The 23,590-nt window shown below is 59.1% G+C and carries 21 protein-coding genes and 1 pseudogene; 10 read left to right on the forward strand and 12 right to left on the reverse strand.

Features of this window, described 5'->3' with window-relative positions; genetic code table 11:
• Positions 1–11: 11 nt before the first annotated feature.
• Positions 12–863, reverse strand: a complete 852-nt coding sequence (locus tag RW095_RS09885; RefSeq protein WP_317018777.1) for a LysR substrate-binding domain-containing protein — start codon at positions 861–863, stop codon at positions 12–14.
• A 122-nt stretch (positions 864–985) separates the two neighbouring features.
• On the opposite strand from RW095_RS09885, the gene RW095_RS09890 reads away from it, so the two are divergent.
• Together RW095_RS09890 and RW095_RS09895 are read left to right on the forward strand one after the other, a co-directional pair.
• Positions 986–1,690, forward strand: a complete 705-nt coding sequence (locus tag RW095_RS09890; RefSeq protein ID WP_317018779.1) for a haloacid dehalogenase type II — start codon at positions 986–988, stop codon at positions 1,688–1,690.
• A gap of 18 nt (positions 1,691–1,708) precedes the next feature.
• Entirely contained in the window at positions 1,709–2,497 is a 789-nt protein-coding gene (locus RW095_RS09895) for an aldolase (protein ID WP_317018780.1), read from the forward strand.
• A gap of 2 nt (positions 2,498–2,499) precedes the next feature.
• Here RW095_RS09895 and RW095_RS09900 read toward each other — a convergent pair whose 3' ends face one another.
• Entirely contained in the window at positions 2,500–3,324 is an 825-nt protein-coding gene (locus RW095_RS09900; RefSeq protein WP_394365143.1) for a TetR/AcrR family transcriptional regulator, read from the reverse strand.
• A gap of 197 nt (positions 3,325–3,521) precedes the next feature.
• Between RW095_RS09900 and RW095_RS09905 the strand changes: the two genes are divergently transcribed.
• Genes RW095_RS09905 through RW095_RS09920 form a run of 4 tightly spaced genes read left to right on the forward strand, consistent with a single transcriptional unit; the run spans position 3,522 to position 8,077 of the window.
• On the forward strand, positions 3,522–4,490 hold the full coding sequence (locus RW095_RS09905) for an HlyD family secretion protein (RefSeq protein ID WP_317018783.1): 969 nt from the start codon (positions 3,522–3,524) through the stop codon (positions 4,488–4,490).
• Positions 4,487–5,431, forward strand: coding sequence for an ABC transporter ATP-binding protein (locus RW095_RS09910; protein ID WP_317018784.1), 945 nt, complete (start codon positions 4,487–4,489; stop codon positions 5,429–5,431). The genes RW095_RS09905 and RW095_RS09910 overlap by 4 nt, the downstream gene beginning before the upstream one ends.
• Positions 5,428–6,570, forward strand: a complete 1,143-nt coding sequence (locus tag RW095_RS09915; protein WP_317018785.1) for an ABC transporter permease — start codon at positions 5,428–5,430, stop codon at positions 6,568–6,570. Before RW095_RS09910 ends, RW095_RS09915 begins: the two co-directional genes overlap by 4 nt.
• A gap of 10 nt (positions 6,571–6,580) precedes the next feature.
• Positions 6,581–8,077 carry an efflux transporter outer membrane subunit gene (locus tag RW095_RS09920; protein WP_317018787.1) on the forward strand — a complete coding sequence of 499 codons (1,497 nt, stop codon included), beginning with the start codon at positions 6,581–6,583 and terminating at the stop codon, positions 8,075–8,077.
• Positions 8,078–8,099: 22 nt separating this feature from the next.
• Here RW095_RS09920 and RW095_RS09925 read toward each other — a convergent pair whose 3' ends face one another.
• Positions 8,100–8,486: an ester cyclase gene (locus RW095_RS09925; protein WP_317018788.1), complete on the reverse strand. Its 387-nt coding sequence runs from the start codon at positions 8,484–8,486 to the stop codon at positions 8,100–8,102.
• 512 nt (positions 8,487–8,998) lie between these two features.
• On the opposite strand from RW095_RS09925, the gene RW095_RS09930 reads away from it, so the two are divergent.
• Both RW095_RS09930 and RW095_RS09935 read left to right on the forward strand, forming a co-directional pair.
• Positions 8,999–9,508, forward strand: coding sequence for a phasin family protein (locus RW095_RS09930; RefSeq protein WP_317018790.1), 510 nt, complete (start codon positions 8,999–9,001; stop codon positions 9,506–9,508).
• Positions 9,509–9,781: 273 nt separating this feature from the next.
• Positions 9,782–10,648 carry a hypothetical protein gene (locus RW095_RS09935; RefSeq protein WP_317018791.1) on the forward strand — a complete coding sequence of 289 codons (867 nt, stop codon included), beginning with the start codon at positions 9,782–9,784 and terminating at the stop codon, positions 10,646–10,648.
• 28 nt (positions 10,649–10,676) lie between these two features.
• Here RW095_RS09935 and RW095_RS09940 read toward each other — a convergent pair whose 3' ends face one another.
• The 4 genes from RW095_RS09940 to RW095_RS09955 all read right to left on the reverse strand — a co-directional run bounded on the left by RW095_RS09940 (position 10,677) and on the right by RW095_RS09955 (position 15,097).
• Entirely contained in the window at positions 10,677–11,000 is a 324-nt protein-coding gene (locus tag RW095_RS09940) for a hypothetical protein (RefSeq protein WP_317018793.1), read from the reverse strand.
• Positions 11,001–11,022: 22 nt separating this feature from the next.
• A complete protein-coding gene (locus RW095_RS09945) occupies positions 11,023–12,087 on the reverse strand; it encodes a sugar-transfer associated ATP-grasp domain-containing protein (RefSeq protein ID WP_317018794.1) in 1,065 nt (354 codons plus the stop codon).
• Between the two features lie 79 nt (positions 12,088–12,166).
• Complete coding sequence (locus RW095_RS09950; protein ID WP_128585001.1) at positions 12,167–13,543, reverse strand: undecaprenyl-phosphate glucose phosphotransferase; 1,377 nt, start codon at positions 13,541–13,543, stop codon at positions 12,167–12,169.
• 39 nt (positions 13,544–13,582) lie between these two features.
• Positions 13,583–15,097 (reverse strand): mannose-1-phosphate guanylyltransferase/mannose-6-phosphate isomerase, encoded by a 1,515-nt coding sequence (locus tag RW095_RS09955; protein WP_317018796.1) that lies wholly within the window; start codon positions 15,095–15,097, stop codon positions 13,583–13,585.
• 612 nt (positions 15,098–15,709) lie between these two features.
• On the opposite strand from RW095_RS09955, the gene RW095_RS09960 reads away from it, so the two are divergent.
• Together RW095_RS09960 and RW095_RS09965 are read left to right on the forward strand one after the other, a co-directional pair.
• Complete coding sequence (locus RW095_RS09960; protein WP_317018798.1) at positions 15,710–16,957, forward strand: O-antigen ligase family protein; 1,248 nt, start codon at positions 15,710–15,712, stop codon at positions 16,955–16,957.
• Between the two features lie 76 nt (positions 16,958–17,033).
• Positions 17,034–17,669 carry a phosphatase PAP2 family protein gene (locus RW095_RS09965; protein WP_317018799.1) on the forward strand — a complete coding sequence of 212 codons (636 nt, stop codon included), beginning with the start codon at positions 17,034–17,036 and terminating at the stop codon, positions 17,667–17,669.
• On the opposite strand, the gene RW095_RS09970 is transcribed toward RW095_RS09965, so the two are convergent.
• The 5 genes and pseudogenes from RW095_RS09970 to RW095_RS09990 form a co-directional block, all read right to left on the reverse strand.
• Complete coding sequence (locus RW095_RS09970) at positions 17,645–18,832, reverse strand: glycosyltransferase family 4 protein (RefSeq protein ID WP_317018800.1); 1,188 nt, start codon at positions 18,830–18,832, stop codon at positions 17,645–17,647. The genes RW095_RS09965 and RW095_RS09970 overlap by 25 nt on opposite strands.
• A 52-nt stretch (positions 18,833–18,884) precedes the next feature.
• Positions 18,885–20,201: a lipopolysaccharide biosynthesis protein gene (locus tag RW095_RS09975; protein WP_317018802.1), complete on the reverse strand. Its 1,317-nt coding sequence runs from the start codon at positions 20,199–20,201 to the stop codon at positions 18,885–18,887.
• Positions 20,202–20,229: 28 nt separating this feature from the next.
• Complete coding sequence (locus RW095_RS09980) at positions 20,230–21,240, reverse strand: glycosyltransferase family 2 protein (protein WP_317018804.1); 1,011 nt, start codon at positions 21,238–21,240, stop codon at positions 20,230–20,232.
• 42 nt (positions 21,241–21,282) lie between these two features.
• Positions 21,283–22,426, reverse strand: a pseudogene (locus RW095_RS09985) (hypothetical protein).
• A gap of 21 nt (positions 22,427–22,447) precedes the next feature.
• Positions 22,448–23,563 (reverse strand): glycosyltransferase family 4 protein, encoded by a 1,116-nt coding sequence (locus RW095_RS09990; protein ID WP_317018805.1) that lies wholly within the window; start codon positions 23,561–23,563, stop codon positions 22,448–22,450.
• Between the last annotated feature and the right edge of the window lie 27 nt (positions 23,564–23,590).

The following is a 23,590-nucleotide window of genomic DNA, read 5'->3' on the forward strand; positions in this document are numbered from 1 at the left end:
GGCCGGCCCTTCTATACCTCCATTTCCGCGAGCAGGAAGTCGACCAGCGCGCGCTGATGCACGTTGAGCACGCCGCCGGAACTGACAAGTGCGAGCTCAGTGGGCGGCAAAGGCGGAAAGCCGTTGCATACGCGGTGCTCGGGGAGTACCGCTGTGGTCGGCAGAACGGAAATGCCCAGCCCCGAAGAAACCGCTGCCTGAATACCCGTGAGGCTATGGCTTCCGAATGCGATTCGCCAGCGACGATGCGCCTTGTCGAGACCCCGGATCGCGCGCTGCCGGTAGACACAGCCTTGCGGAAATAGCGCGAGAGGTATGGGTTCGTCTGACGACTCCTCCGGCGCTGGAGCATGCGCGCCTCGCACCCATACGAGCGACTCCGGCCACGAAGCCAGGCACTCCCCGCTTGCCGGTTCGCGTTTAACCAGCGCGATTTCAATCTCACCGCCCGAGAGCCTGCGTTGCAGTTCGGCGCTCATGCCTGCCACCGTTTCGAGCCGCACTCCTGGTTTCGTCTTGACGAAGCCGGACAACATCGCCGACATACGGCGCGCGTCGAAATCCTCCGGTACGCCGATGCGAAGCGGCGTGACCGCGACGTCGCTCGTCAACGCATCTTGTGCTTCCTGCGCCAGCGCGAGCAGCCGCCGCGCGTATTGCGCGAGCAGTTCGCCGTGCTCGGTTGCCGTCACCTGATTGCCGGTACGGTCACGCATCAGCAAGGTGCGCCCAACGAGTTCTTCGAGCCGCCGAACCTGCTGGCTCACCGTGGATTGCGTGCGATGCACGCGTTCGCCCGCGCGCGTGAAACTGCCTTCGTCGACGACGCAGATGAGCGTATTCAGCAGGTCGAGATCAAGCATGATGTGCTCGCTTCGTTATTGAAGGTGCGACTGACGTCGAGAGATTAATTTAATTTTCAAATATCTGTCAATGCGCCTAATCTTGACGCCATTCACAGATCCACTCACGTCGGAGTCCATCCATGTCACTGCACAACACCGCGCGCCCGCGCTGGCTTACGTTCGACTGCTACGGCACGCTGATCCAGTGGGACGAAGGCTTAAAGGCGGCCGTGCGCGAAATTCTCGAAACCAAGCACGGTCACGACGTCGATCCCGCAAGACTCATCGCAGTGTACGACCGGCACGAGCATGCGCTCGAACAGACTCCGCCGCATCGCTCGTTTCGCGAGGTGGCAGGCGCTGGACTTCATCTCGCACTCACGGAACTCGGGCTGCCCGGCGACGAACGCGATGTCCGCACATTGACCGACCGCATCTCCGCCATGCCGCCGTTTCCGGAAGTAGTCGATACGTTGCGCAGACTGAAGCAAGACGGTTACCGCCTGTGCATCGTGTCGAATGCCGATGACGACGTCATAGCCGGCAATGTCGCACAACTCGGCGGCCATATCGACCGCGTCATCACCGCTCAGCAGGCGGGCGCCTACAAACCCGCGCGACGGCTGTTCGATTATGCGCACGAGCAACTCGGCGTGACGCGCGACGAAGTCGTGCATATCTGCGCGAGTCCGCATCTCGATCACGCGGCCGCGCGCGACGTGGGTTTTCGCTGCGTGTGGATAGATCGTGCGACAGGCCGCACGCTGCTGCCCGACTACACGCCCGATGCAACGCTCTCCACACTCGATCAGGTGCCGGCGCTTTTCGCTTCGCTCGGCTGGTGACTTTCAGGAACTACGACCATGGCGCACACGCTTTCATCCATTGGCGCGGCCAATCCGTCGCCGACGTTGCGGCTCGAATCCGACGCCGTCAACGAAGCACGAATCGAACTCGCGGCATGCTTCCAGCTGGCGGCGCAGTACGGTTTTGAAGAGGGAATCTGCAATCACTTCTCGGCTGTGGTGCCCGGGCACGACAACCTGTTCTTCGTGAACCCGTATGGTTATGCGTTCTCCGAAATCACCGCCTCACGGCTGCTAGTTTGCGATTTCGACGGGCATGTCGTAGCCGGCCAAGGCAAGCCCGAAGCAACCGCGTTTTATATCCACGCGCGTTTGCATCGGTTAAAGCCGCGCGTGAAGGCCGCGTTTCACACGCATATGCCCAATGCCACGGCGTTGTGCCTGCTCGAAGGTCCGCCGCTGTTGTGGCTCGGGCAGACTGCACTGAAGTTCTATGGCCGCACCGCAGTCGACGAGAACTACAATGGGCTCGCGCTCGACGATTCGGAAGGCGACCGCATTGCGGAGACCATCGGCGATGCCGATATCCTGTTCCTCAAGAATCACGGCGTAATGGTAGCCGGAGAGAGCATTGCAGAAGCGTGGGACGACCTCTACTACCTGGAGCGCGCGGCGCAAGTTCAGCTAAAGGCCATGAGCAGCAATCGCCCACTCAAAGCCGTGCCGCACGACGTAGCGCAGCGCACTTATGAACAGATGCGCGCCGGCGACAAGGAAAGCGCACGCGCTCATCTGGACAGCGCGATGCGCGAACTGCGCAGGCGCGCAATCGCGTTCGACCAATAGAGCTATTTGCGCGCCCGGTGCGCGGCGGCGACTGCATCCAGTCCCGCCATGACGAAGTGGACAAAGTCTTCCACGAGTGCATTCTTATCTTTTGCAACGGCGGGCAGCAACGCTGCCTGCATCTGCCGCGGCGCAATCATCAGCGCGATGCAGGGCAGCACGGTAAACATCAACGCTCGCTGCACAGTCGGCTCCTGCGGATTCAACTGCAATACTTCCCCCATCAAACCGAGCAGAACAGCGGCTTTTGGCCGCACAGCCTTTTCGATGAGCGCCGGAATTGCGGGCGACGGAGACAGCACCTCGCGCAACATCAGCATGAAGCCCCAAGGCGCGCTCGTGCTGGTGGACAGGCCGACGAATCGCGAGATCACCGCGCGCAACTTGTCGCGAGGCTCGCCCGCCCCTCCTGTCAGCGCGGTCAATTCATCGAGGCTTACCACCTGACGATGCGCCTCCACGAGTGCCGCCTCGTATAGCGCCTCGCGACTACCGAAGTGATAGTTGACGGACGCCATCGGCGTGCCCGCTCGCTCGCATATTTCCTTGCTGGTGGCATCGGCGAAACCGCGCGCTGCGAAAACCTGCCCCGCAATATCGAGCAGATGCTGGCGCGTCGCCGCTCCGTCAGGCCGGCTCACGCGCTTCACTACTTTGGACCGTTGCGGTGTCTCCGGTTCTTTCAATCGCTTCGTGCGAGGCTTGGCGTCGGGCTGTACTGCCTGGTCCGCTTGTTTCGTCGCTTTGGCATGTGGTACTCCCTGCGCTTTTCTAGCCTTTTGTTTAGGATCGATGTGCCTGGCGGTCGTCACTGGTTTTGTCGGCATGGGGAAAGTCCTGCTGCAAAATAGTTTGAATTTGAATTCAAATTCACATAGCATTAATTCTACTGCATCCTGGCGGATTGGACATTCAGGAAAAGCATCACGAATGGCACTTCGCGGCGATGGACTTCCCGACGATGGAAATGGAATGCATGTTGAACACGCGCCGCGACCGCGGCACGTAGAGTGGAACGAGATCAATGAAGAACTTCATCACATCAATCAGGCACCCCGCATGGGCGTTGCTCATCGGCGTCCTGCTCGTGGGCTGCTCGTATCGCGACGAGAACGCATACCAGGGCTATGTGGAAGGTGAGTACGTCTACCTGGGTTCGTCGCAGGCGGGCAAGCTCACGCAATTGCAGGTAACGCGTGGACAAACCGTCAACGCAGACACGCCGCTTTTCGCTCTGGACGTCGTCGACGAAACGGCCGCACTTCAGCAGGCGCAGAAGCAACTCGCGGCTGCGCGCTCGCAGCTCGCTGACATCCAGACCGGCAAGCGCGTGCCGGAAGTCAACGTCAATCGCGCACAGCTCGCCCAGGCTGCTGCCAACGCGCGCAAAGCGGCGCTGCAACTCACGCGCGACGAAGCGCAGTACAGCGCAGGCGGTATTTCGAAAGCTCAACTCGACGATTCGCGTGCTAATGCGGACGCCACTTCGGCGCAAGTGCGTGAACTCACGAGTCAAGTGGAAGTGGCGCGTTTGCCCGGCCGCTCGCAACAGAACAGCGCGCAGCATGCGCAGGTCGCAGCGGCCGAAGCCGTGGTCGAGCAGGCGCAGTGGAAGCTGGATCAGAAGCGCGTGAGTGCGCCCGCCGACGGACTGATCTACGACACGCTCTATCGCAACGGCGAATGGGTGCCGGCGGGCAGCCCAGTCGTACAAATGCTGCCGCCGCAGAACATCAAGGTACGCTTTTTCGTGCCCGAGACATTGGTCGGCGCACTCGCGCCAGGTCGCGAGGTAATGATGCATTGCGACGGCTGCGCAGCGGATGTGCCGGCGAAAATCACCTACGTTTCGAACAACGCGGAGTACACGCCGCCAGTCATCTATAGCAACGAAAGCCGCGCAAAGCTCGTTTTCATGATCGAGGCGCACCCGTCCGTTGCGGATGCAGCAAAACTTCATCCCGGCCAGCCGGTGACGGTGGTGCTCAAATGAGCACTGATTCCGGCGAATACGCCATCGACGTGCACGAACTGAACAAACATTTCGGCGACAAGCACGTCGTCAACAATGTTTCATTACAGGTGGCGCGTGGTGAAATTTTCGGTTTCCTCGGACCGAACGGCAGCGGCAAGACCACGTGCATCCGCTTGATGTGCGGACTGCTCACGCCGGACTCGGGCACCGGCACATGCCTCGGCTACGACATCCGTCGTGACAGTGCGCAGATCAAGCGCAATGTCGGTTATATGACCCAACGGTTCTCGTACTGGGAAGATCTGACCATTCGGGAGAACCTCGACTTCGTTGCACGCATTTACCAGATGCGCAACCGGCGCGAAACGGTCGACAAATCGCTTGAAGCACTCGGACTGCAAAGCCGCGCGAACCAGATGACAGGGTCGCTTTCGGGAGGTTGGAAGCAACGTCTTGCGCTCGCGGCATGCATGCTGCACGAACCCAGATTGCTGCTGCTCGACGAACCGACTGCGGGCGTCGACCCCACTGCGCGCCGCGACTTCTGGGAAGAACTGCACCGCCTCGCGGCGCGCGGCATATCGGTACTCGTCAGTACGCATTACATGGATGAAGCCGAGCGCTGCCACAAGCTCGCCTATATCGCCTATGGAAGGCTGCTCGCGCAGGGCACGTCGAGAGAGGTAATCGAGTCGCAGGATCTCGCGACGTGGTCGATTCAAGGCGAACACCTGAGCGAACTGTCAGAGAAGCTGCGTGCAACGCCCGGCGTCGATCAGACAGTCGTATTCGGCGCCGCACTGCATGCGAGCGGGCGCGATCACGCGGCGCTCGAGCGCGCCATCAGGCAGGCCACCGCTGGCACGACGCTGCGCATGGAGCCGATAGAGACAGGGCTTGAAGACGTGTTCATCTATCTGATGAGTCATTCGAAAGACAACTTCGGAGCGCAAACGTGAGCACAGGTACTGTTTTTTCGTTGGCGCGCTGGTGGAGTGTGGTGCTGAAAGAGTTTCTTCAATTGCGGCGCGATCGCGTCACATTCGCGATGATCGTGGGTGTGCCCATCGTTCAGCTCGCGCTATTCGGTTTCGCAATCAACACCGACCCGAAGCATTTGCCCACTGCCGTCATCGCGCACGATCAGAGCGAGTTCTCGCGCAGCTTCATTGCGGCAATGACCAACTCGGCTTATTTCGACATCGTCGAAACGCTGCCAAATGAAGAAGCCGGGCGCCGCGCGCTCGCGAGGGGCCGCGTGCAATTCGTGCTGAACATACCTGTCGACTTCTCGAGAAAGCTGCTGCGGGGCGAGCACCCTTCGCTGCTGATCGAAGCCGACGCGACCGACCCTACTGCAACGCAAACCGCCGTTGCCGCGCTGCCAAAACTCGTGCAACCGGTCGCCGACAAGGACATCACAGGACCGCTCGCGCATCTGAATGGCCGGCAAAGCGCATTTGGCGTGCAGGTTCACAACCTGTACAACCCTGAAGGTATTACTCAGTACAACGTCGTTCCCGGACTCATGGGCGTTATCCTGACGATGACACTCGTGATGATGACAGGGCTTGCCGTTACCCGCGAACGTGAGCGCGGCACCATGGAAAACCTGTTGGCCACGCCGGTTCTGCCGATCGAGGTCATGACCGGCAAGATCGTGCCGTACGTCGCCATCGGGCTGATCCAGGCGTCGATCATTCTGTTTGCGACGCGCTTCGTGTTTCATGTGCCTTTTGTCGGCAACCCGGTGGCAATTTACCTTGCCGCGCTGCTCTTCATTGCCGCGAACCTGACGGTCGGAATCACACTGTCGTCGCTCGCACAGAATCAGTTGCAGGCCATGCAGCTTACTGTGTTCTATTTTCTGCCGAATATTCTGCTGTCCGGTTTCATGTTCCCGTTTGCGGGTATGCCGCAATGGGCTCGATTCATCGGCAACCTGTTGCCGTTGACGTATTTCAACCGGCTCATTCGCGGCATTTTGCTCAAGGGCGACGGATGGGCGGACCTCTGGCCATCGGTGTGGCCCATGGCTCTTTTTACCGCAATCGTCATGGCGATTGCGGTGCGCTTCTACCGGCGCACGCTCGACTAGGAGAACGTCCATGAAAACACTTCTTGTTGCCTGCGCAGTGGCTTTGAGCGGCTGCACCGTGGGACCGGACTTTCAGGCACCTGCGGCACCGGGCACGCAAAGCTATACACGCGAAGCATTGCCCGAGCGTACTGTCGCATCCGGCGGAGCGGCGGGCGCCGCGCAAACGTTCAGCCTGACGCCGGGGCCGGCGCCCATGTGGTGGCGTCAATTCCAGTCCGACGCACTGAACCGTCTCGTGGACGAAGCGTTGCGCGGAAGTCCGACGCTCGCGCAAGCGCGCGCCAAGCTGATCGAAGCGCGTGAAAATTACACGGCACTCGCCGGTGCCGCGCAATTCCCGGGCATCGACGCGACTGTTTCCGGTGCAAGGCAAAAGGTCGACCCCGCTGCATTCGGTATTCCGCACGTCGAGAACCCCGGACCGTTTTCTTTATTTAGCGCATCGGTCAGCGTTTCATATGTCTTCGATATCTTCGGCGGCAATCGGCGCGCGCTTGAAGCAAGCATGGCGCAAGTCGACTACGAATCGTATGAGCTCGACGCCGCACGGCTCGCCATTGCGGGAAACGTAGTGTCTATCGCCGTGCGCCGCGCGTCGCTGCAACAACAAATGGCGCTCACGCAGCGCCTTGCCGACGCGCAGGCACATCAACTGTCGATCATGGAAGCGCGTTTGGCTGCCGGCGGTGTGTCGCAACTCGACGTGCGCAGCCAGCGCACGTTGCTTGCACAAACTCGCGCCTCGTTGCCGCCGCTGGCAACACAGTTAGCCGCAGCCGACCATCAGTTGGCGATTCTGCTCGGGAGAGCGCCATCTGAAGCGGATTTCGATCAACCTACTTTCGACGCGCTGCACTTGCCTGTCGATATTCCAGTTGCTTTGCCGTCCACCCTTGCTCGTGCGCGGCCGGACATCAAGGCGTCGGAAGCTTTGCTGCATCAGGCCAGCGCAAATGTCGGCGTCGCCACGGCGAACCTGTACCCGCAATTCGTGTTGTCGGCGGGAATCGGCTCGGAACGCACGCGCATTGGCGACATTGTGAATGGGCTGAACGTCTGGAATATAGGCCTGAATCTGACCCAGCCCATTTTTCACGGCGGCGAACTGCACGCGAAGAAACGCGCGGCGCAGGCTGTATATGACGCCGCGTTTGCGAACTATCGGCGAACCGTGCTGGAAGCATTGCAACAGGTCGCCGACTCGCTGACGGCAATGCAAAACGACGCACAAGAACTTCAGGCGCGCACCGACGCCGCACAGGAGGCCCAAACGAGCCTTGGGGTTGCAGCTCAGCAATATGCGGCAGGCGGAATCAGTCAATTTGCTCTTCTCGACGCTCAACGTCAGATGTTGCAAACCGCACTCGATCAAACGCGGGCTCAAGCAAACCGCTTCACCGATACTGCTGCGCTGTTTCAGGCTCTTGGCATGCAGCCTGGCACCCCGCTTGACACCCCGCTTGGCAGCGAAACAACGTCGACTTCGCTGGGCAGCAATCCATAACGCCTGCTGCCTTTGCGTGGGGCTACAACTGGGCTTCGATAGCCGCCTTATCGATCACGGACCACACCTGCCCAATTCTTTCCAAGCGAAATTCGTAGAAAACATTTTCGGTGAAAGTCACTGTTCTGCCGTTGACGTCGAGACCGAGGAATCTTCCTTTCGGTGTGCAATTGAAGCGCAGCCGGGCTGCTACATACGCAGGGTCGGTAACCATCAGTTCAATGTCGAAATGAAGATCTGGAATCTCGGCAAAATCCCTCTCCAGCATCGTGCGATAGCCTGACAATCCGATCCGCTGATCGTTGTAGTAAACGTCGTCATGGACGAATTGCGTCAACCTGGTCCACTCCTGGCTGTTAAGGCAGGCAATGTAGCTTCGGTACACGTTGGAGAGATCGGGCTCGGTCATGGCAAGGTTCCATTTCTCGTCTAGGTGAGTGGGTTCCAGCATAACCGCTACAAACCTGGAATTGCTCGTCGCGCTGCTCGAAACGACGCGTACTGCGCGCAAGGCATACACATTGCTGCCTCATCGCGGTGCGGCGCGCTCCCTGTGTTGCTTCAACAGACGTTATTTCACGACCATGAAAATTTCGGCTTTGTGCGTCACCGCGTGTGCAGTCGCGCTGACCGTGGCGTTGGCCGGTTGCAACCGCTCCGGTACTTCGTCGACAGATCAGGCGAGCGGCGCGGCCGGATTGAGTGGAGCCGCGCAGAGCGGCCCCGCCGTGTCCGCGCCCGCCACCGCGGCGAGCGACGCGCCTGCCGGTGCCAGCCAATAGATTTTTCGGTCGCTGGTAGCCGCGCCACTGGCGCATTGCCGACATGCGTTCGATCCCTTGCATGGCGAGGAATAGCCGTTGCTTGACACTGCGCGTTGTCGCGCATTCCCTCCCACCCGCACTGATACGGAGCACCCTTATGAACGCTGTTGTATTGAATCAGCCCGAAGTTCGTCAAGAAGGCAATGCAATTGCTGCCTACGAGATCGTAACGAAAGCAGTTGCTGGCATTGAGAAAGTCGTCGAACTGAACGTGCAGACCGTCAAGACGTCCTTGTCCGAGCAACAGGCGCTCGTGAATGCCGCACTTTCTTCGGTGTCGCTGGATCAGGTAATCGACCTGCAGTTCCAGCAAGTTCCCGCCGCAATGAAGAAAACCTGCGCGTATTGGGGGCATGTGGAAGACATCGCCGTGGATACGCATAACGAGCTTGCGGGTGTGCTCCAGGACAGCGTACGAGACTACCTGTCCACTCTGTTTTCGTTTTTCGGCAGCGCTGCTTCGATCGGCATTGCATCGGCTGGACGCACGACCGTAACAAGCCCGCTCGCGATCGACGAGCCCCCGGCCACGCGAAACGAGCCTGTCGCAATCCTGGACAGCTCCGGCAATGTCGTTTCATCCGGCGGGCGAACCGACTTGCACTAAAGCAGCCAACGGCGGCGCGGCAACGGCGCGTCGCCCTGCCGCGCCTCTCCTGTCCGCCGACCGGGCGAAGTCGCGCCGTCAGCCACTGCACTCAACGTTTCGCGACATTTGTCCTGCAATTAGGGTCTTTCCTGATATCTAAGTTTTGCGCATTGTTATCATCGGACTAAGCATTCCAGGCAAAGGCGCGTTGCCCGTCAGCCCCCAAGTGGCCTGAGCGCTTTCGGCCTCGCCTGATTCCCACCGCAAAGAAGATTTCCCAATGGATAGACTATGAGCAGCGCACGTTTCGCGTCGTTTTGGCATGGCCCACAGCTTTCGGCCTATGAGGTGGCCTGTCTAAGTTCGTTCACCGCCTATGGCAATGCTGTAGCGCTTTATACCTACGACAACGTGGAGAATCTACCCAAAGGCGTGATTGCCAAGGACGCAAGCGCAATTGTGCCGCGCGACGCGTTAACAGCGTTTTCCATTAACGGTATTCCGTCAATGGCGCATTTCACCGACTATTTTCGCTTCGTCATGTTCACTAAAACGGACGAAGTGTGGGTCGACACAGACATGCTGCTTTTGCGCGCATTCGATCGAATCCTGGAAGGCAACATAATCGGGCGAGAGTCGGCCGCCAGCATATGCACCGCTCTGCTGCGGCTCGACCCGACTGATTCGCGCCTGCTGGAGCTTCTACAACGAATAGAAGCGATGAAAGGCACCTCCATAAAATGGGGCGACACAGGTCCACGTCTGCTTACGTCCGTATATGGCGTAGAAGCGGGCGCGCCGGAAAGCGACTTCTATCCGGTACATTTCGACGATTACTACAAGGTGTTCCTTCCGCAGCATTTCAACGAGTGCGCGGCATTGTGCGCCGACTCGTACGCGCTGCACCTCTGGAACAATCGCGTTGTGAAGATGGGTTTGTTCAAGCGGATCGGACCGCCGCGCGGCTCGTTCCTGCATCACGTCTTCGAGAGAATCGGCGCAAACAGTCTTTTCCGGGAGTTTTATCCGGCGAACGTAATGCAGGCGATGATAGATAACGTAGAGCAAAAGGTCGGGCGCGACGAAGGCTTCCGCAAGCTCTTGCAGATTGGCATGCCGGTCGTAAAGACGGCAATTGTGAAGCGTCTGGGGGTTTGAATACTCGAGCGGCCGCGTGGCCATTCAGTCATGCGCCACGCGCAACTTCGATGAGTTCCTTCACGCGTCGCGCGATATTCGTCAATATGTTCTGCGACGGACCGCCCTGCTGCTTACGGTGGGGCATGCGCTGCAAATCTTCCCAGTCGCTTTCGAGCGCGCGGGCATGGCCCTCCGGTGCGAACGGCCAATCCATTGCGACCGCGCGTGCACGCGCGGCGCTCTGGGCTTGCCCAGAGCGCTCCACATACGCATTGATAGCCGATGCTTCGCGCTGCGCCGCTTCTTGCGAAGCCATAGCAATGAAGTCGTCGGGTCCTTCAATATGGACGCACCACAATTGTTCGCTCACGCGCGTTCCTCGCTGAATACTGTCATAAGGCGCTGCCCTTCAACAGTTCCCACTTCAGGTCCTGAAAGCAGGGGCCCTGCGTCGCCTCACTGAACTTCACATCGTTGTGTTCGCCGTTCCATTCCATCACCTGCACCTTACCGTCACTGTCGACTGTTACGTCCCACCCAATGCAGCGCGCAAACGGCACCTTGCGATGAAGTTGCAGAACGGTGTCGGTGCAATCGCTGAACGCGGGCATCTTCAGGCCGGCGAACCTGACTTTGGAATCGGGGTGTTCTTCCGTCGCGCCCCAGTCGCTCATTAAGCCTTTACGAGCGAATTCGCCAGTGACGAGGTCCACGGGCACACAAACTTCGTCATCCACCGTGATGTGTGTATGACTCGCCCTCCCCACGCGCAAAAACGCGGCGCGAAGCGAGGCCTGGCCAAGGTCATCCACCGCCGTGGTAAGGCGCAATGTCGCGACCGAGTTGGGGGCGAACGCGCTCAGCAATGGGTGCTGAACGATGAACTTCTGTAGGACTCCGTTGCCGAGCGATTTGATGAGATCGGAGTCGAACGATTTTCGGTCGAAGAAATGAATGCCTTTTCCTTGCCCCGAACCGTCCAGTTTGAAGACGACCTTATCGCAATCGCGGAACACCGAGTGCTCGAGTTCGTGCTCAGGAACCACCACGTTGCGGTCCGTAAAGAACAGGCCATTGGCGAAGTAGGCAATGTCGGGAAACGCGTCACCGCCGAAGATAACCCGCGACATGGGTTTCAAGTTCGAGATCCTGCCGTAGCCGCCTTTCATATTGGGCACGACTACACCGCCGTAGTAATTATCGGGTATCCAGCCTTCCTTGAAGGTACCGCTGAACGCAGCGTACACGCGAAGCCAGGGCGCGTAGATCGAATCGCCGAATACGTCGAGTGCGTAGGTGTCGGCTAGCTTGAGATTCGCCGGGTCCGCTGGCCCGTATTTCTTCTCCAGTTGCCGCAGGACGTGTTTCGCCTGCACGCCATGCACCCGGTGGAATGCGTATCGCCCAACCCTCTTGATCGAACGTCTGGCCACTCTCTCAACGTCGAATAGTTTCATAGTCCCCTCCCCTTCCTGATTATGCTTGAGCGCGGCACGTCCTGTACTGCATTACTGGGGCCTCGATCCAACGAACGGATTAGTAAGCGTTGGGATGATGCAGCCCCTTGAATACAGTCGCGAAAATTATTTTGACGTCGAGCGCGAACGACCAGTTTCGAAGGTAGTACAAATCGTGCGCTACGCGGCCCTCCATCTTCTCGATGCGGTCCGTCTCCCCACGAAAGCCATTGATTTGTGCCCACCCGGTAATACCGGGCTTGATCCGATAGCGGTGAATATAGCCCGATACGATGTGCTGATAAAGGTCGTCGTGCTCGAGCGCGTGCGGCCTCGGCCCCACGACGGACATGTCGCCGCGCAGCACGTTAAAGAACTGCGGCAACTCGTCGAGGCTCGTACGCCGCAAGAACCGTCCGACTCTCGTGATGCGCGGGTCGCCGCGCGTAGCCTGCTCGAGAACCCCTTCCTTCTTTGCGTGCAGGCGCATGCTCCGGAACTTGTAGATCATGAAGACGCGGCCGTCCGCGCCCTTTCGGCACTGCTTGAAGAACACTGGACCGGGCGAGCTGAGCTTCACCGCTATCGCACACGCGAGAAGAATCGGCGAGACAGCAATCAATGCAATCAGTGCGAAGATTCGATCGAACAGTTCTTTCTTCACCAGTGCATTTGGCGGCAACGGCGAGGCGGCCAAGTTGATGGTTGGAAAGCCCAGCAACTCGGTCACGCTTCCATCGAAAAGGGCAAGCGCCCGTACGTCCGGCATGAAGCGCACATTGATCAGATCGTTGCGGAATTCATCGACCAGTTCCAGAATCGCGCGCTCTTCCGACAAAGGCAGCGCGAGCCACACTTCGTCCACCTGCTGTTCGCGCACGTATTTCGCGAAGGCGGCGCGCTGCTCGAACACGGGCACGGACATCGTGGTTTCCTTGTCCGGACGCAGGTTGTATACAGCGTTAGCACGAAAGCCCGCGGCGGGCTCCATCTCCATCTTGCGCAAGATTTCGTCGCAGTGTTCGCCGCACGCGGCGACGGCTACCTTCTGAAGATTCAACCCCGCGTTGCGCACTCGTCCGAGAAGAACGTGGGTCACCATGCGGCCCGCTATCATCCCGCCGCCAGCGATGCCGGTCCAATACACGAACCATAACCGGGAGACGAAATCGATGCGGTGCAAGGAGAACATCAACGCAAGCGCGCAGGCCTGGACGACTAGCCAGCCAAGCGCCACCTGTCCGGCGAGAACCCGTTTCGAACGGCCGCGCCATGACTGATAGACACCCAACGCCGGAAACACAGCGAGCGAAAACGCCGCCGCGAAAGCGACAAATGCCAGGTAGAAGTTCCGTTGCGCGAAATCATCGAAGCGGATGTGAGACGCGGCAACCGCGCCTCCGAGGATCATCGCCACATCGAACAGCCTGGCCATCAGACCTGTGATCAATCGCATAGCAGTTCCCTCGTACGCGCTCTGGTTCGCCACGGCCGATTAACCGGCACGGCCATACTTATCGTCGAATCGAACGATGTCGTCTTCGCCGAGATAGGTTCCTGACTGCACTTCAATGATCTGAAGCGGGACGCAACCGGGATTCTCGAGGCGGTGACGAATACCGAGCGGGATATACGTCGACTCGTTTTCGCCAAGCAGAAATTGTTCTTCGCCGCGCGTGACGAGCGCGGTACCGCTCACTACGATCCAATGCTCCGCACGATGATGATGCATCTGCAACGACAAGCGCGCGCCCGGCATCACGACAATTCGTTTCACCTGGAAACGGTCGCCATGATCGATCGGATCGTAAAAGCCCCAGGGGCGACGCACCTTTCTGTGCGCATCCGCTTCGGGTGACTTCTCCGCCTTGATACGCGATACGAGTCCCTTGATGTCCTGCACGTGCGAACGGTCAGCCACTAAAACAGCGTCGTCCGTCTCGACGACGATCAGATCGTTCGTACCGACGCATGCCAGCAGTCGCCCGCCTTGTGAGCGAGCGTAAGTCGCCGTCGCACCTTCGAAGAGAACACGTCCGCTCGATGCGTTGCCGCAATCGTCTTTTTCCATCGCCTGCCACACGGCGTCCCACGAGCCGAGATCCGACCAACCCGCCTCGAGCGGCACGACTACGCCTGCGAAGGGCGAATCCGGCTTGCCCAGATGCTCCATGACCGCGTAGTCAATCGAGTCCGACGGAGATTGCAAGAACGCTTCTGCATCGGGAACGACACAGCCGTCGGTGACCTTGGCGCCTTCATAAGCCCGCACGCATGCATCGTGAATTTGCGGCTGGAACTGTCGGATTACTGAGAGCCATACGGATGCCCGTACTACGAACATGCCGCTGTTCCACCAGTAATTGCCGGACTCGACATACTGCGCGGCCAACTCGGGCGCCGGCTTCTCGACAAAACGTTCGATTCGATGTGCGCCGTCCGGCAGTGCGCTGCCGAGGCGGATATAGCCAAAGCCCGTGTCCGGGCCGGTAGGCGGAACGCCGAGCGTGGCAATCGCGCCCGCGTCCGCATGGCGGGCCGCGATTTCGATTGCCTTATGGAGGGCCTTCAGATTCGCAATCGCATGGTCCGCGGGCATCGCGACGAGAATCACGTCAGTGCCTTCGGATGCTGCCGCCAGCGCGGCAAGAGTCAGGGCGGGCGCCGTGTCCCGGCGGCCGGGCTCGACGACGATGCGGGCATTCACGCCGCTTTCTCGAGCCTGTTCAAAAGTAGCGAAGTAATGTTCGGCACCGCACACAATTACCGGATCGGGCACGACGCTCCAGAGCGGATTGAAGTCGTCCATCCGGTTCATCGTGGCCTGCAACAGGGTCTTGTCGCCAATCACGTCGATCAGTTGCTTCGGGAACTGCTCGCGCGACACAGGCCATAGACGCGTGCCGGATCCGCCTGCAAGAATGACTTGCGCGAGCGGCGGACATTCCTGCGATGCTTCGTTTAGAGCTTCGATGTCCGTCTCGCCGGCGGTTGCAAAAACTTTATCCATTTATCGCTCCAAGACATACGAGCCGGGTCGCGATTAATCGCATAAGCGCTGACGAAATACGCTATACGTCGGCACCTTTCCGGCCTCACATGTGATCAATGACGGGGTGTGGGCATCAACGGGCTACGCGAGCCGTTCTGTCCGCGTAAAGCAAGGATGCACACCGGGTTCTTGTCCGTGCGCGTCCACGCTTGCGCACTCAGGCAGCAGCGGGTTGCTCACGGAAACAAACGGCATACATATCGGCGTGGCGCCAGAATGCAGATGCCACTGAAGCATTACTCGATGTGATCAATCATAGACACCTCACGCTGCACCACAGCAATCGTGGCGCGAACAGTTGAGGTTTTGGCCCGCCCGGTGGCATTAGTGTGCGCCCACGCATATAGGGCCATTGTTATCGGGGCCGTCTGTACGGCACCGCGTGGAAATCAGTGCCTATACGTGGTACCTTGATGGGCACTTGGGTAGCTCCTTCATCCAGACGCAGGACCCCAATCCCGTTCAGGTTCGTCGCCCCGTTGCGGCGCGCCGCATCTCCAACCAGGTTGTGTTCGCACGTAATGGCCATGTCATTGCAAGCTATGCGCCATTTGTTTTTCGGGAGTCGCAATGGCTTACATTTCGCTACTTGCGTTGTTTCTTACGGTCACGAATCTTGTGCCTCTTAGCGCGGTCGGCTTTGTGCCGATCATTCTGTACTCATGGCGTTTTTTTGGCCGGCGCTATCCGGATTTTATTACACCGCTGACGGCATTGACCGCCTTTATCGTGGTGTCCACGCTGCTTTACGATCCGAAATCGTTTACAGAATTCGAGTTTTACCGGCGCGACGGCAACTTCTTCATTTCGTATGCGCCCATTTTTGCCGGTTGCCTGTACGTGCATCGGCTCGATCTGAATAAAGTGCTTCGCACGTTCTTCATCTTCGCGGTGGGGATCAACATTCCGCCGTACGCGTACTACGTCGTCGAAACCGGCATACTTAGCATTTTCACGAACCCGGACAATAGCTTCGGCAGCTACTTCATCGCGCGTAACGCAGCAGGCGGATTCTTCGCAATGCTGTTCTGCCTGGGTGTTGGCTGCTATCTGCAAAAGCGCAGCAAACTGCTGCTCGCGCTGATCGCAGCCAACGCGCTAATGCTGTTCTCCACTTACAGCCGCGGGTCGCTGCTCGGCGCTGCGGCAGTACTGCCGTACCTCTATTTCGGCCGTAAGCGCTGGCTACTGGCTGTGCTGATGGGCGGCCTGATTGCGGGCTCCCTTGCAATGGCGGTTTTCCACACCGACGGGACCATCAACTACATGGGCTACCCGTTCAATATCCACAACCAGGATGCCAAGGTCGCCAATCTCAACATCCGCTATGAATGGCTGTGGCCGCGTGCCCTTGCCTATTTCGAGCAGAGCCCGATCGTGGGCCTGGGCTTTGGTTCATTCGACGATCACATCGGCACTGTAACGTCATACTTTCACCTGTTCGGTGCACCTTCGGACATCGTGGTCGAACACAGCGATTCCCATGCGCATAACTCTTATCTGAATGCGCTCGCCGAAACGGGTGTGGTGGGCCTGTTCCTCACGGCGAGCTTCTTCTGGAGGCTCGTTGAGTGGAGCAAAGATGGAGCGGCCGCGAGTGCGCTAGTTGGAGGCGGACAGAACTTTTCGGCGTTCCGATTCGTTGAAATCTCGTCCGTGTGCCTGCTGGTCATGGCGGCGACAGAGCATCGCCTCGTGTCGCCTTCGAATGTTCTGATACTCTCGCTCGTCATCTCGCTGCTGCTGGCGTCTCAATCCGCCAATGCGATCACTGCGGAATTCAATCGGCGTAAATCGCTGGTCCGCTCGCGCGTCTGAAATTAGCCACGCCTGCTACGCTGCAGCGGAAAAGTCAGTTTCCGCTGCAGCGAAACCCAACAAGAACGAGAACCCTATGTGGACTGTATTCACCAACATAGGCGATGCCGCCGTCACTTTACCCGTGGCCGCTGTCTGCGCCTGCTGGATCGCTGTTTTTAACGTTAAGCTCGCCTGCCGGTGGATCGTAATGCTATCTGCGGGCATCGCCATTGTCGGCGCGAGCAAGATCTTCTATGCCGGCTGGGGCATCTCTTTTCCCGCTTCCGATTTCCGCGTGATTAGCGGCCACGCCATGCTGTCGACATGCGTGTGGATGGTCGCGCTCGCACTGCAGCTGCAGTGGTGGCGTCTGCCGCCGTCGCTCGGCATCGTGGCTGGAATGGGAATCGGCGCGCTAACGGGCATATCGCGCTTGATGGACCTTTCGCATACCTGGCCGGAGGTGATTGCTGGCTGGATTCTCGGCGCGCTCGTAGGCCTGATTTTCCTGCGAAGGGCTCTTTCCGAGCAGTCCGAACGCGCTCGGCCCACGTGGTCGGCCGCGAGCCTTCTATTCGTCTGCGCGCTCGCCTATGGACACCAGGCGCCGCTTCAGCGGCTCATTGAAGCGCGTTCGCCGCAAATACACAGCCATGCTCACTCGATCCTGGCTCTCGCCGGCCGCGTCAAATACCGCCTTCAATCTTACGAAGGCACGCTCGCCAGGTGACGTTCGTCGACAGCCCGCTCGCGCACGAGGTACGGGCGGAGCTGTTCGATTGAGCTGCGCAGAAGCCGTGCGTCGATGAAATCCGTCAATGCGGTCTTGAAGTTCTCGGTCGAGAACCGTTCGGCATTCCGGCGGCAATTGAGCGGATCGAATAACGTAGCGTTGCGCTCAAACCGTGTTACCGCTTCCAGCAAAGACTCAGCCGTTTGCTCACCGAAGAACACACCGGTTGGCTGCTCGAGTGGCAAGCCTACAACCGATTCCAGCGCACCTCCCCTGCCGAACGCGATCACTGGCGTGCCACATGCCTGCGCCTCGACCACAGAGATGCCGAAATCCTCTTCCGCGGCAAACACAAATGCGCGGGCGCGCCGCAGATGATCGACCAGCACTTCCAGAGGCTGGTGGCCGAGTATCGTCACGTTGGGGCCCGCAACCGCCTTTATGCGCTTCATTTCCGGGCCGTCGCCGATCACCACAAGCTTGCGCTCCGGCGTCTGCGAGAAAGCCCGCACGATCAGGTCTATGCGCTTATACGGCACCATGCGCGAGGCGGTCACGTAGAAGTTCTCTTTCTGCGTGCACATGACCATGTTCTCGAGATCGACCGGCGGATAGATAACCGTAGCGTCCCGTTGATACGCCTTTCTGATTCTTCGCGCAATGAAGTGCGAATTCGCGAGCAGATGGTCCACTCCGTTCGCCGAGCGCGAATCCCAACCGCGGATATAGTGCAGCAGCGCGCGAGCCATGATGGACTTGACGCCTTTGTTCAGGTGCGATTCGCGTAGGTACTGATGCTGCAGATCCCACGCATAGCGAATCGGCGAATGCACATAGCTGATATGGATCTGGTTGGGGCCGGTCAGCACCCCCTTGGCCACCGCGTGTGAACTCGAAATAACGAGGTCGTAGGCAGACAGGTCCAGTTGTTCGATCGCAATCGGCATCAACGGCAGATATGCCCGATAGCGTTTGCGCGCAAACGGCATCTTCTGAATGAACGACGTGTTGACAGGTTTCCCCTTCACACAATCGCGGTCTTCGAGAAAGTCGACAATCGAAAAGATGTCCGCTTTCGGGAAGCATTCAATGATGCTCTTTAAAACCTTCTCCGCGCCGCCCGAAACCACGAGCCAATCGTGAACAATAGCGACTTTCACTTCAACCTCCTGTGAGATTACGCGCCGGACGCTTCAGCGCCGGCGATCCGGTTCACTCGTCCTTGGTCGCGCCTGCCTGAGCTCTTGCGCCCCATGCAAGCCCCAGCATTCCTGCAGCGCGCCGTGCGCCCGGCACGAGGCCCACCAATTCGAGCCGGACCATGATGACCATCAGGATCACGGCGAGGGTCGCCTCGCCGATGACCCGAGCCGTTGCCATGCCGATTGCTCCGAAGCGCGGCGCGAGAAGCAGCGCCGCGGCCAGATTGACGAGGCCAGAGGCCACTCCTGCAAACGCAAGCAGCCGGTCCTTTCTGCGCGGAACGAATACATAGAACGCGACGAACTCGTTGAAAGCAACGAACGGGAACATCCACGCGAAACATTGAAGAACCCGCGCGGCAGGCTCGAACGCCGGTCCGAGAATTAGCGGTAAGACAAAGGGCGACAACGTCAGTGCGCCGCAAAACACCAGTAACCCGTAGCCGAGCAGAAGAGCAGCGCCCTGGCGAGTGGTCGCATGCGCGCCGTCCTTGTCGCCATGAGCAAGTTGCCGCGAAATAGTCGGGACGAATACCTGCGACGCCGGTCCCATGAGGCTGAGAGCGATAGTCGCGAAGCGCTCGGCGGCGCCGAAATAGCCGACCTCTGCTGGCGTCGACAACAGCGTCAGCAGATAGGTCGAAGACGCCGTGAGTACTACCGAGCCGGACGAATAGCAGAACAGCATCGTCGAGCTGCGAATGAGCGGCATTACGCCTTCTATTTTCAGACGCGGCAATCCCAGTTGCGAAGTGGTAATGCCATACGAAATGATCGACGACGCCACTCCCGCAATCAGCAGGCTCGCAAGCACCCATACCGAGTCGGCAGGCTCCTTCACGAAGCTGAGCACCAGAACGAGGCTCACGGCGAAGCCGAAGACCTCGATCATGATCGGCGTACGAAAGCGCTGACGCCCCTGGAACAGCCAGCCGAGGTTCAGCGCCGAGACGATGCCGAGCAATGTAGCCAGTACACCGATAAGAGGTCGCTCAGATAACGTCGGCGAGCACATGGTGGCGACAAGGCCGATGCATCCGCCCAGCGCAGCCAGCATGAGCCGCGCGCTGACATGCAGCGAGTAGATCGAATTGCACTCCTTCACCGACTGCGCCTTTGAGACTTCGCGCATTCCGACAAACGTGAACCCATAGCTCACGAGCATCCATATCACGTTCATGAGCGACATCGACGCCAGCACACGTCCGTACTCGGACACGCCGAGAATTCTTCCGTAAAACGGCACCACGATGATGAGGTACACGTACCTCATCAAATATCCGCCGTAAACAAACGCAATGACGCTTGCGTTGTCCCGTCTTTCCATTCCGTTCTCCAAGTGCGTATTCCTGACCTTAGCGCTGTGCCACGCGTCGGCGTGCGAGCGGGTTCGATATGTAGCGAACCACGAAGTCAGAAAGTGGCGAGTACGGTACGAGGCACAGGCCGGAAAGAAACAGCGTGCCGAACTTCTTCTTCACGCTCCAGAATGGGTTGGCCACGATCGCATGCAGGTAGCCGCGCGAATCGTGCATCATCCAGCGCCACCGGTGAACGAGCGTCGCCCGATAAACGCTCGAACAGAAGATCGCCTTCTCGTGGCCGAAATCATGGAATGTCGCGGGCAGTTCGATCTCCAGACGCGACTTCGCAATATTTCTCAGGATCGCCCAACGCATGCCCAGCGCCTTCGGCGCCTTCGAGATCTGCTCCGAATTGGCGAAGGACACCGTGCCCCCGTCGGCGTTATGCACGCGATAGCCGCCAAGCGACTTGCGCACCGTAGCTACCGGGCCCACTAACGCGGCACCGTAGATCGCGAAGAAGTCGGCGCCGTAGCGATTGATTCCTGGCGCGGGAATAGGAAACACCTGCTTAAGTGCGCTTACCCGATACGCGTTGCCAGACGCAGGCGGCGACGGATACAGCCAGCCCGCCTGCAGCAGTTCTCCGCAGTTGGCGGGCGGTTCGGTGTTCGGCACGTAAGCGCCTGTCGCCGCACCGCTTGCGTCCATGACGTCGAGCCGGAACTGCACTTTCGCCCAGGAGCCGCTCTTAAAGACTTGCATTACCTCCGACACGGCGCTCGGGTACAGGATGTCGTCCGAATCGAGCAAGATCGCGTATTCCGTTTCCAGCGCGCTGATCGCGTGATTGTATGCGGCCACCTGGCCGCCGTTTTCCTGGAAGATCGCCGTAATGCGACTACCGTACTTTTCTATGATTTCCCGCGATCCATCCGTCGAACCGTCGTCGAGCACGACAACCTGCGTGCCCGGATAGTCCTGATTGAGCGCGGAATCGATCGCGGCCGCTAGATAGCGTTCGTAGTTGTAGTTGCAAATGACAACTGTGACCTGGTTCATGGCATTCGACGCTATCTGAAGTTTTTCGGTGAGTCGGAATTGCTACACAAGCGAACGGACGGCGATATACGCGAGGCGGGTTGGCGGATCGTTTCCGGCGCCATTGACTTCCTCCCGCACCCTGAACCCCAACTGCAACCGTCATTACTCCAAGTGGTCGTAATGGCGTCAATTGCACTTACTGTGCCCGTCACTGCGTCTATGAAATCAATCTTTACTTCGCGACCCGAGGGTCGCTTAAACCCCGCCACTGTCGCGGTTCGCCACCCCGCTGATCCATTGACCTGCAGCACGATGTCATTGCCGGAGCGCAGTGCGCTGCCAGATGCATTTGGACCAAATTGCAATGGATCCGCCAAACTTGCCAGCGAGCCTGAAGCAGTCGGATGAAGTACGACGAGGCTTCTCCCCGACACGTTACAAGTCCGCTTGGGCGGACCCCGATGAGTAAGACGGAAAGGCTCGTATCCGTCCCAGTGATACATCACTGACATGTACTTGTTGGGTTCGTTCCAGTGACGATCGAGCGCCCATACTGGGAAGTCGAAGAAGTACTCCGGCACGTAATGCGGATTCTTCATATACGCATCGCCGATTTCGGTTGCCAGCATGCGTTCATTCGAAGCGGGACTTCGGTACTCGCGCCACTTGCAGAAGTTCGACGCTCCGCCCTGATCGGGCCAGCCGCCGTAGACGTTATACGCGTTGTACTTCCCGATGATGCGGGCGGCAGGCAAATGCACTCGTTCGACGTAATCCTGCATCGCACGCTCGAACGGCTTCGCGTGTTTTCGTCCTTGCCGAAGTTCGGACCATGCCAGAACGTCGCCTGCGGTAACCCGCCAGGCAATGTTCCGGCCGCCTCGTTCCACGTCTGGAGATAGCGGAGGTTGAACGGCGGTGCGGAGTACTTGCGCACGACTGCCTCGAGGTAACGGGTCCACGCCCGAACATTCACGGGCGCAGAATTGCTGTCGCCGGGCACGGCGGCATTCCAGGGCGGCGTATAGCCAGGCAGCAACAGCGACTTGATGCCATTGCGACTGCGCAGGAGCAGCACAGACGGAAGATCGTTGTTGAACTGGGATCCGGTCTTTCCGCGCGCAAGCGGTGCGGCCGCACCAAAGAGGGCCGCGATTGTTCCCAGCGCCCGACGTCTGCCGACACTCTTTCGAATGCAAAACATTGGCCTGCCTACCGACATGCGCTAGCCCGCCGACGCGCGCGCGGGCACGCCCGTCAACCGCACGCCCGCCTGCCCCTTGAGAATCTCGAGCACGGTTTGCGCGGTCTGGTCCCAACGAAACTCGCGCGCACGGGCGAGCCCCATTGCCTTATAACGTTGCCGCAACAGGTCGTCTGTCATCATTAGAGAGATCTTCGCGGCAATGTCGTCCGCCGATGTGGCGTCGCAATACATAGCCGCTTCTGCGCAAACCTCCGGTATGGAGGTCAGCGACGATGCGACGACCGGACAGCCGCAGTACATGGCCTCGAGCGGCGGCAAGCCAAACCCCTCGTACAGCGACGGAAACACAAGACACCCGGCGTTTTCATAAAGTGCCTTCAGCTCGCCGTCAGTGACGAACCCAGCCCACACCACTCTCTCCGATTGCGGCTTCTCTTCAGCCAGTTCGCTATTGAAGATGCGTGCATTCTTGCCGCCGACCACTACGAACTTGACATGGTCCAGGTGTCCGAGCTTCTCTATCGCTTCCAGCACGCGTTGCAGGTTCTTGCGCGGATCGAGACTGCCGACCACGACGCAATAGGCGTCCTTCACGAGATTGAGCCGCTCGATCACCGCAGGGTCCGAGGTAACACGGTCCAGATGATCCGCAGCAGGGCTCACTACTGCGACTCGCGACTCGTCGATTTTCAGATGGTGACAGATGCGCGATCGGGAGAACTTCGACACCGTTAGAATCATCGGATCCATTCGTGGCAGCATGAAGAAACAAAGGCGGTACCACAGCACGAACTTTTTGGAGAACCCGCCCGGTACGTCATACACCGCCATGTCGTGGAGCATCACCACCTGCCGGCGTTTTAACACCGGATTCATGTTGCAAAGGTTGACGAGCCTGACGCCTCTCGCGGCAATGGGCAGTGTGATCTGTTCCCACAGCGTGCCGCGCAGCCACGGAAAGCGCCGCTGCCATTTCAACAGCGCGCCCGGTTCCCTTGTATCGCGCGGGACGAATACCTCGAGTTTCTCGTCTGGCGGAACCCGCATTTGCATCGCTCTTGTCAACTCATACGCGACTCTCTGGACACCCGTGACCGGCTGCGAAGTGAATTTACCGTTGATTGCAAGCGCCATCTGCTTCTCCGTTTTGCGACTTCATCG

The sequence above is a fragment of the Paraburkholderia kirstenboschensis genome (assembly GCF_032806925.1).
Classification (GTDB): domain Bacteria; phylum Pseudomonadota; class Gammaproteobacteria; order Burkholderiales; family Burkholderiaceae; genus Paraburkholderia; species Paraburkholderia kirstenboschensis.

Excerpts from the sequence above, each read along its gene's own strand:
- RW095_RS09885 (WP_317018777.1), bottom strand. The coding sequence starts at position 863 with ATGCTTGATCTCGACCTGCTGAATACGCTCATCTGCGTCGTCGACGAA.
- RW095_RS09890 (WP_317018779.1), top strand. The coding sequence starts at position 986 with ATGTCACTGCACAACACCGCGCGCCCGCGCTGGCTTACGTTCGACTGC.
- RW095_RS09895 (WP_317018780.1), top strand. The coding sequence starts at position 1,709 with ATGGCGCACACGCTTTCATCCATTGGCGCGGCCAATCCGTCGCCGACG.
- RW095_RS09900 (WP_394365143.1), bottom strand. The coding sequence starts at position 3,324 with ATGCCGACAAAACCAGTGACGACCGCCAGGCACATCGATCCTAAACAA.
- RW095_RS09905 (WP_317018783.1), top strand. The coding sequence starts at position 3,522 with ATGAAGAACTTCATCACATCAATCAGGCACCCCGCATGGGCGTTGCTC.
- RW095_RS09910 (WP_317018784.1), top strand. The coding sequence starts at position 4,487 with ATGAGCACTGATTCCGGCGAATACGCCATCGACGTGCACGAACTGAAC.
- RW095_RS09920 (WP_317018787.1), top strand. The coding sequence starts at position 6,581 with ATGAAAACACTTCTTGTTGCCTGCGCAGTGGCTTTGAGCGGCTGCACC.
- RW095_RS09925 (WP_317018788.1), bottom strand. The coding sequence starts at position 8,486 with ATGACCGAGCCCGATCTCTCCAACGTGTACCGAAGCTACATTGCCTGC.
- RW095_RS09930 (WP_317018790.1), top strand. The coding sequence starts at position 8,999 with ATGAACGCTGTTGTATTGAATCAGCCCGAAGTTCGTCAAGAAGGCAAT.
- RW095_RS09935 (WP_317018791.1), top strand. The coding sequence starts at position 9,782 with ATGAGCAGCGCACGTTTCGCGTCGTTTTGGCATGGCCCACAGCTTTCG.
- RW095_RS09945 (WP_317018794.1), bottom strand. The coding sequence starts at position 12,087 with ATGAAACTATTCGACGTTGAGAGAGTGGCCAGACGTTCGATCAAGAGG.
- RW095_RS09950 (WP_128585001.1), bottom strand. The coding sequence starts at position 13,543 with ATGCGATTGATCACAGGTCTGATGGCCAGGCTGTTCGATGTGGCGATG.
- RW095_RS09955 (WP_317018796.1), bottom strand. The coding sequence starts at position 15,097 with ATGGATAAAGTTTTTGCAACCGCCGGCGAGACGGACATCGAAGCTCTA.
- RW095_RS09960 (WP_317018798.1), top strand. The coding sequence starts at position 15,710 with ATGGCTTACATTTCGCTACTTGCGTTGTTTCTTACGGTCACGAATCTT.
- RW095_RS09965 (WP_317018799.1), top strand. The coding sequence starts at position 17,034 with ATGTGGACTGTATTCACCAACATAGGCGATGCCGCCGTCACTTTACCC.
- RW095_RS09975 (WP_317018802.1), bottom strand. The coding sequence starts at position 20,201 with ATGGAAAGACGGGACAACGCAAGCGTCATTGCGTTTGTTTACGGCGGA.
- RW095_RS09980 (WP_317018804.1), bottom strand. The coding sequence starts at position 21,240 with ATGAACCAGGTCACAGTTGTCATTTGCAACTACAACTACGAACGCTAT.
- RW095_RS09990 (WP_317018805.1), bottom strand. The coding sequence starts at position 23,563 with ATGGCGCTTGCAATCAACGGTAAATTCACTTCGCAGCCGGTCACGGGT.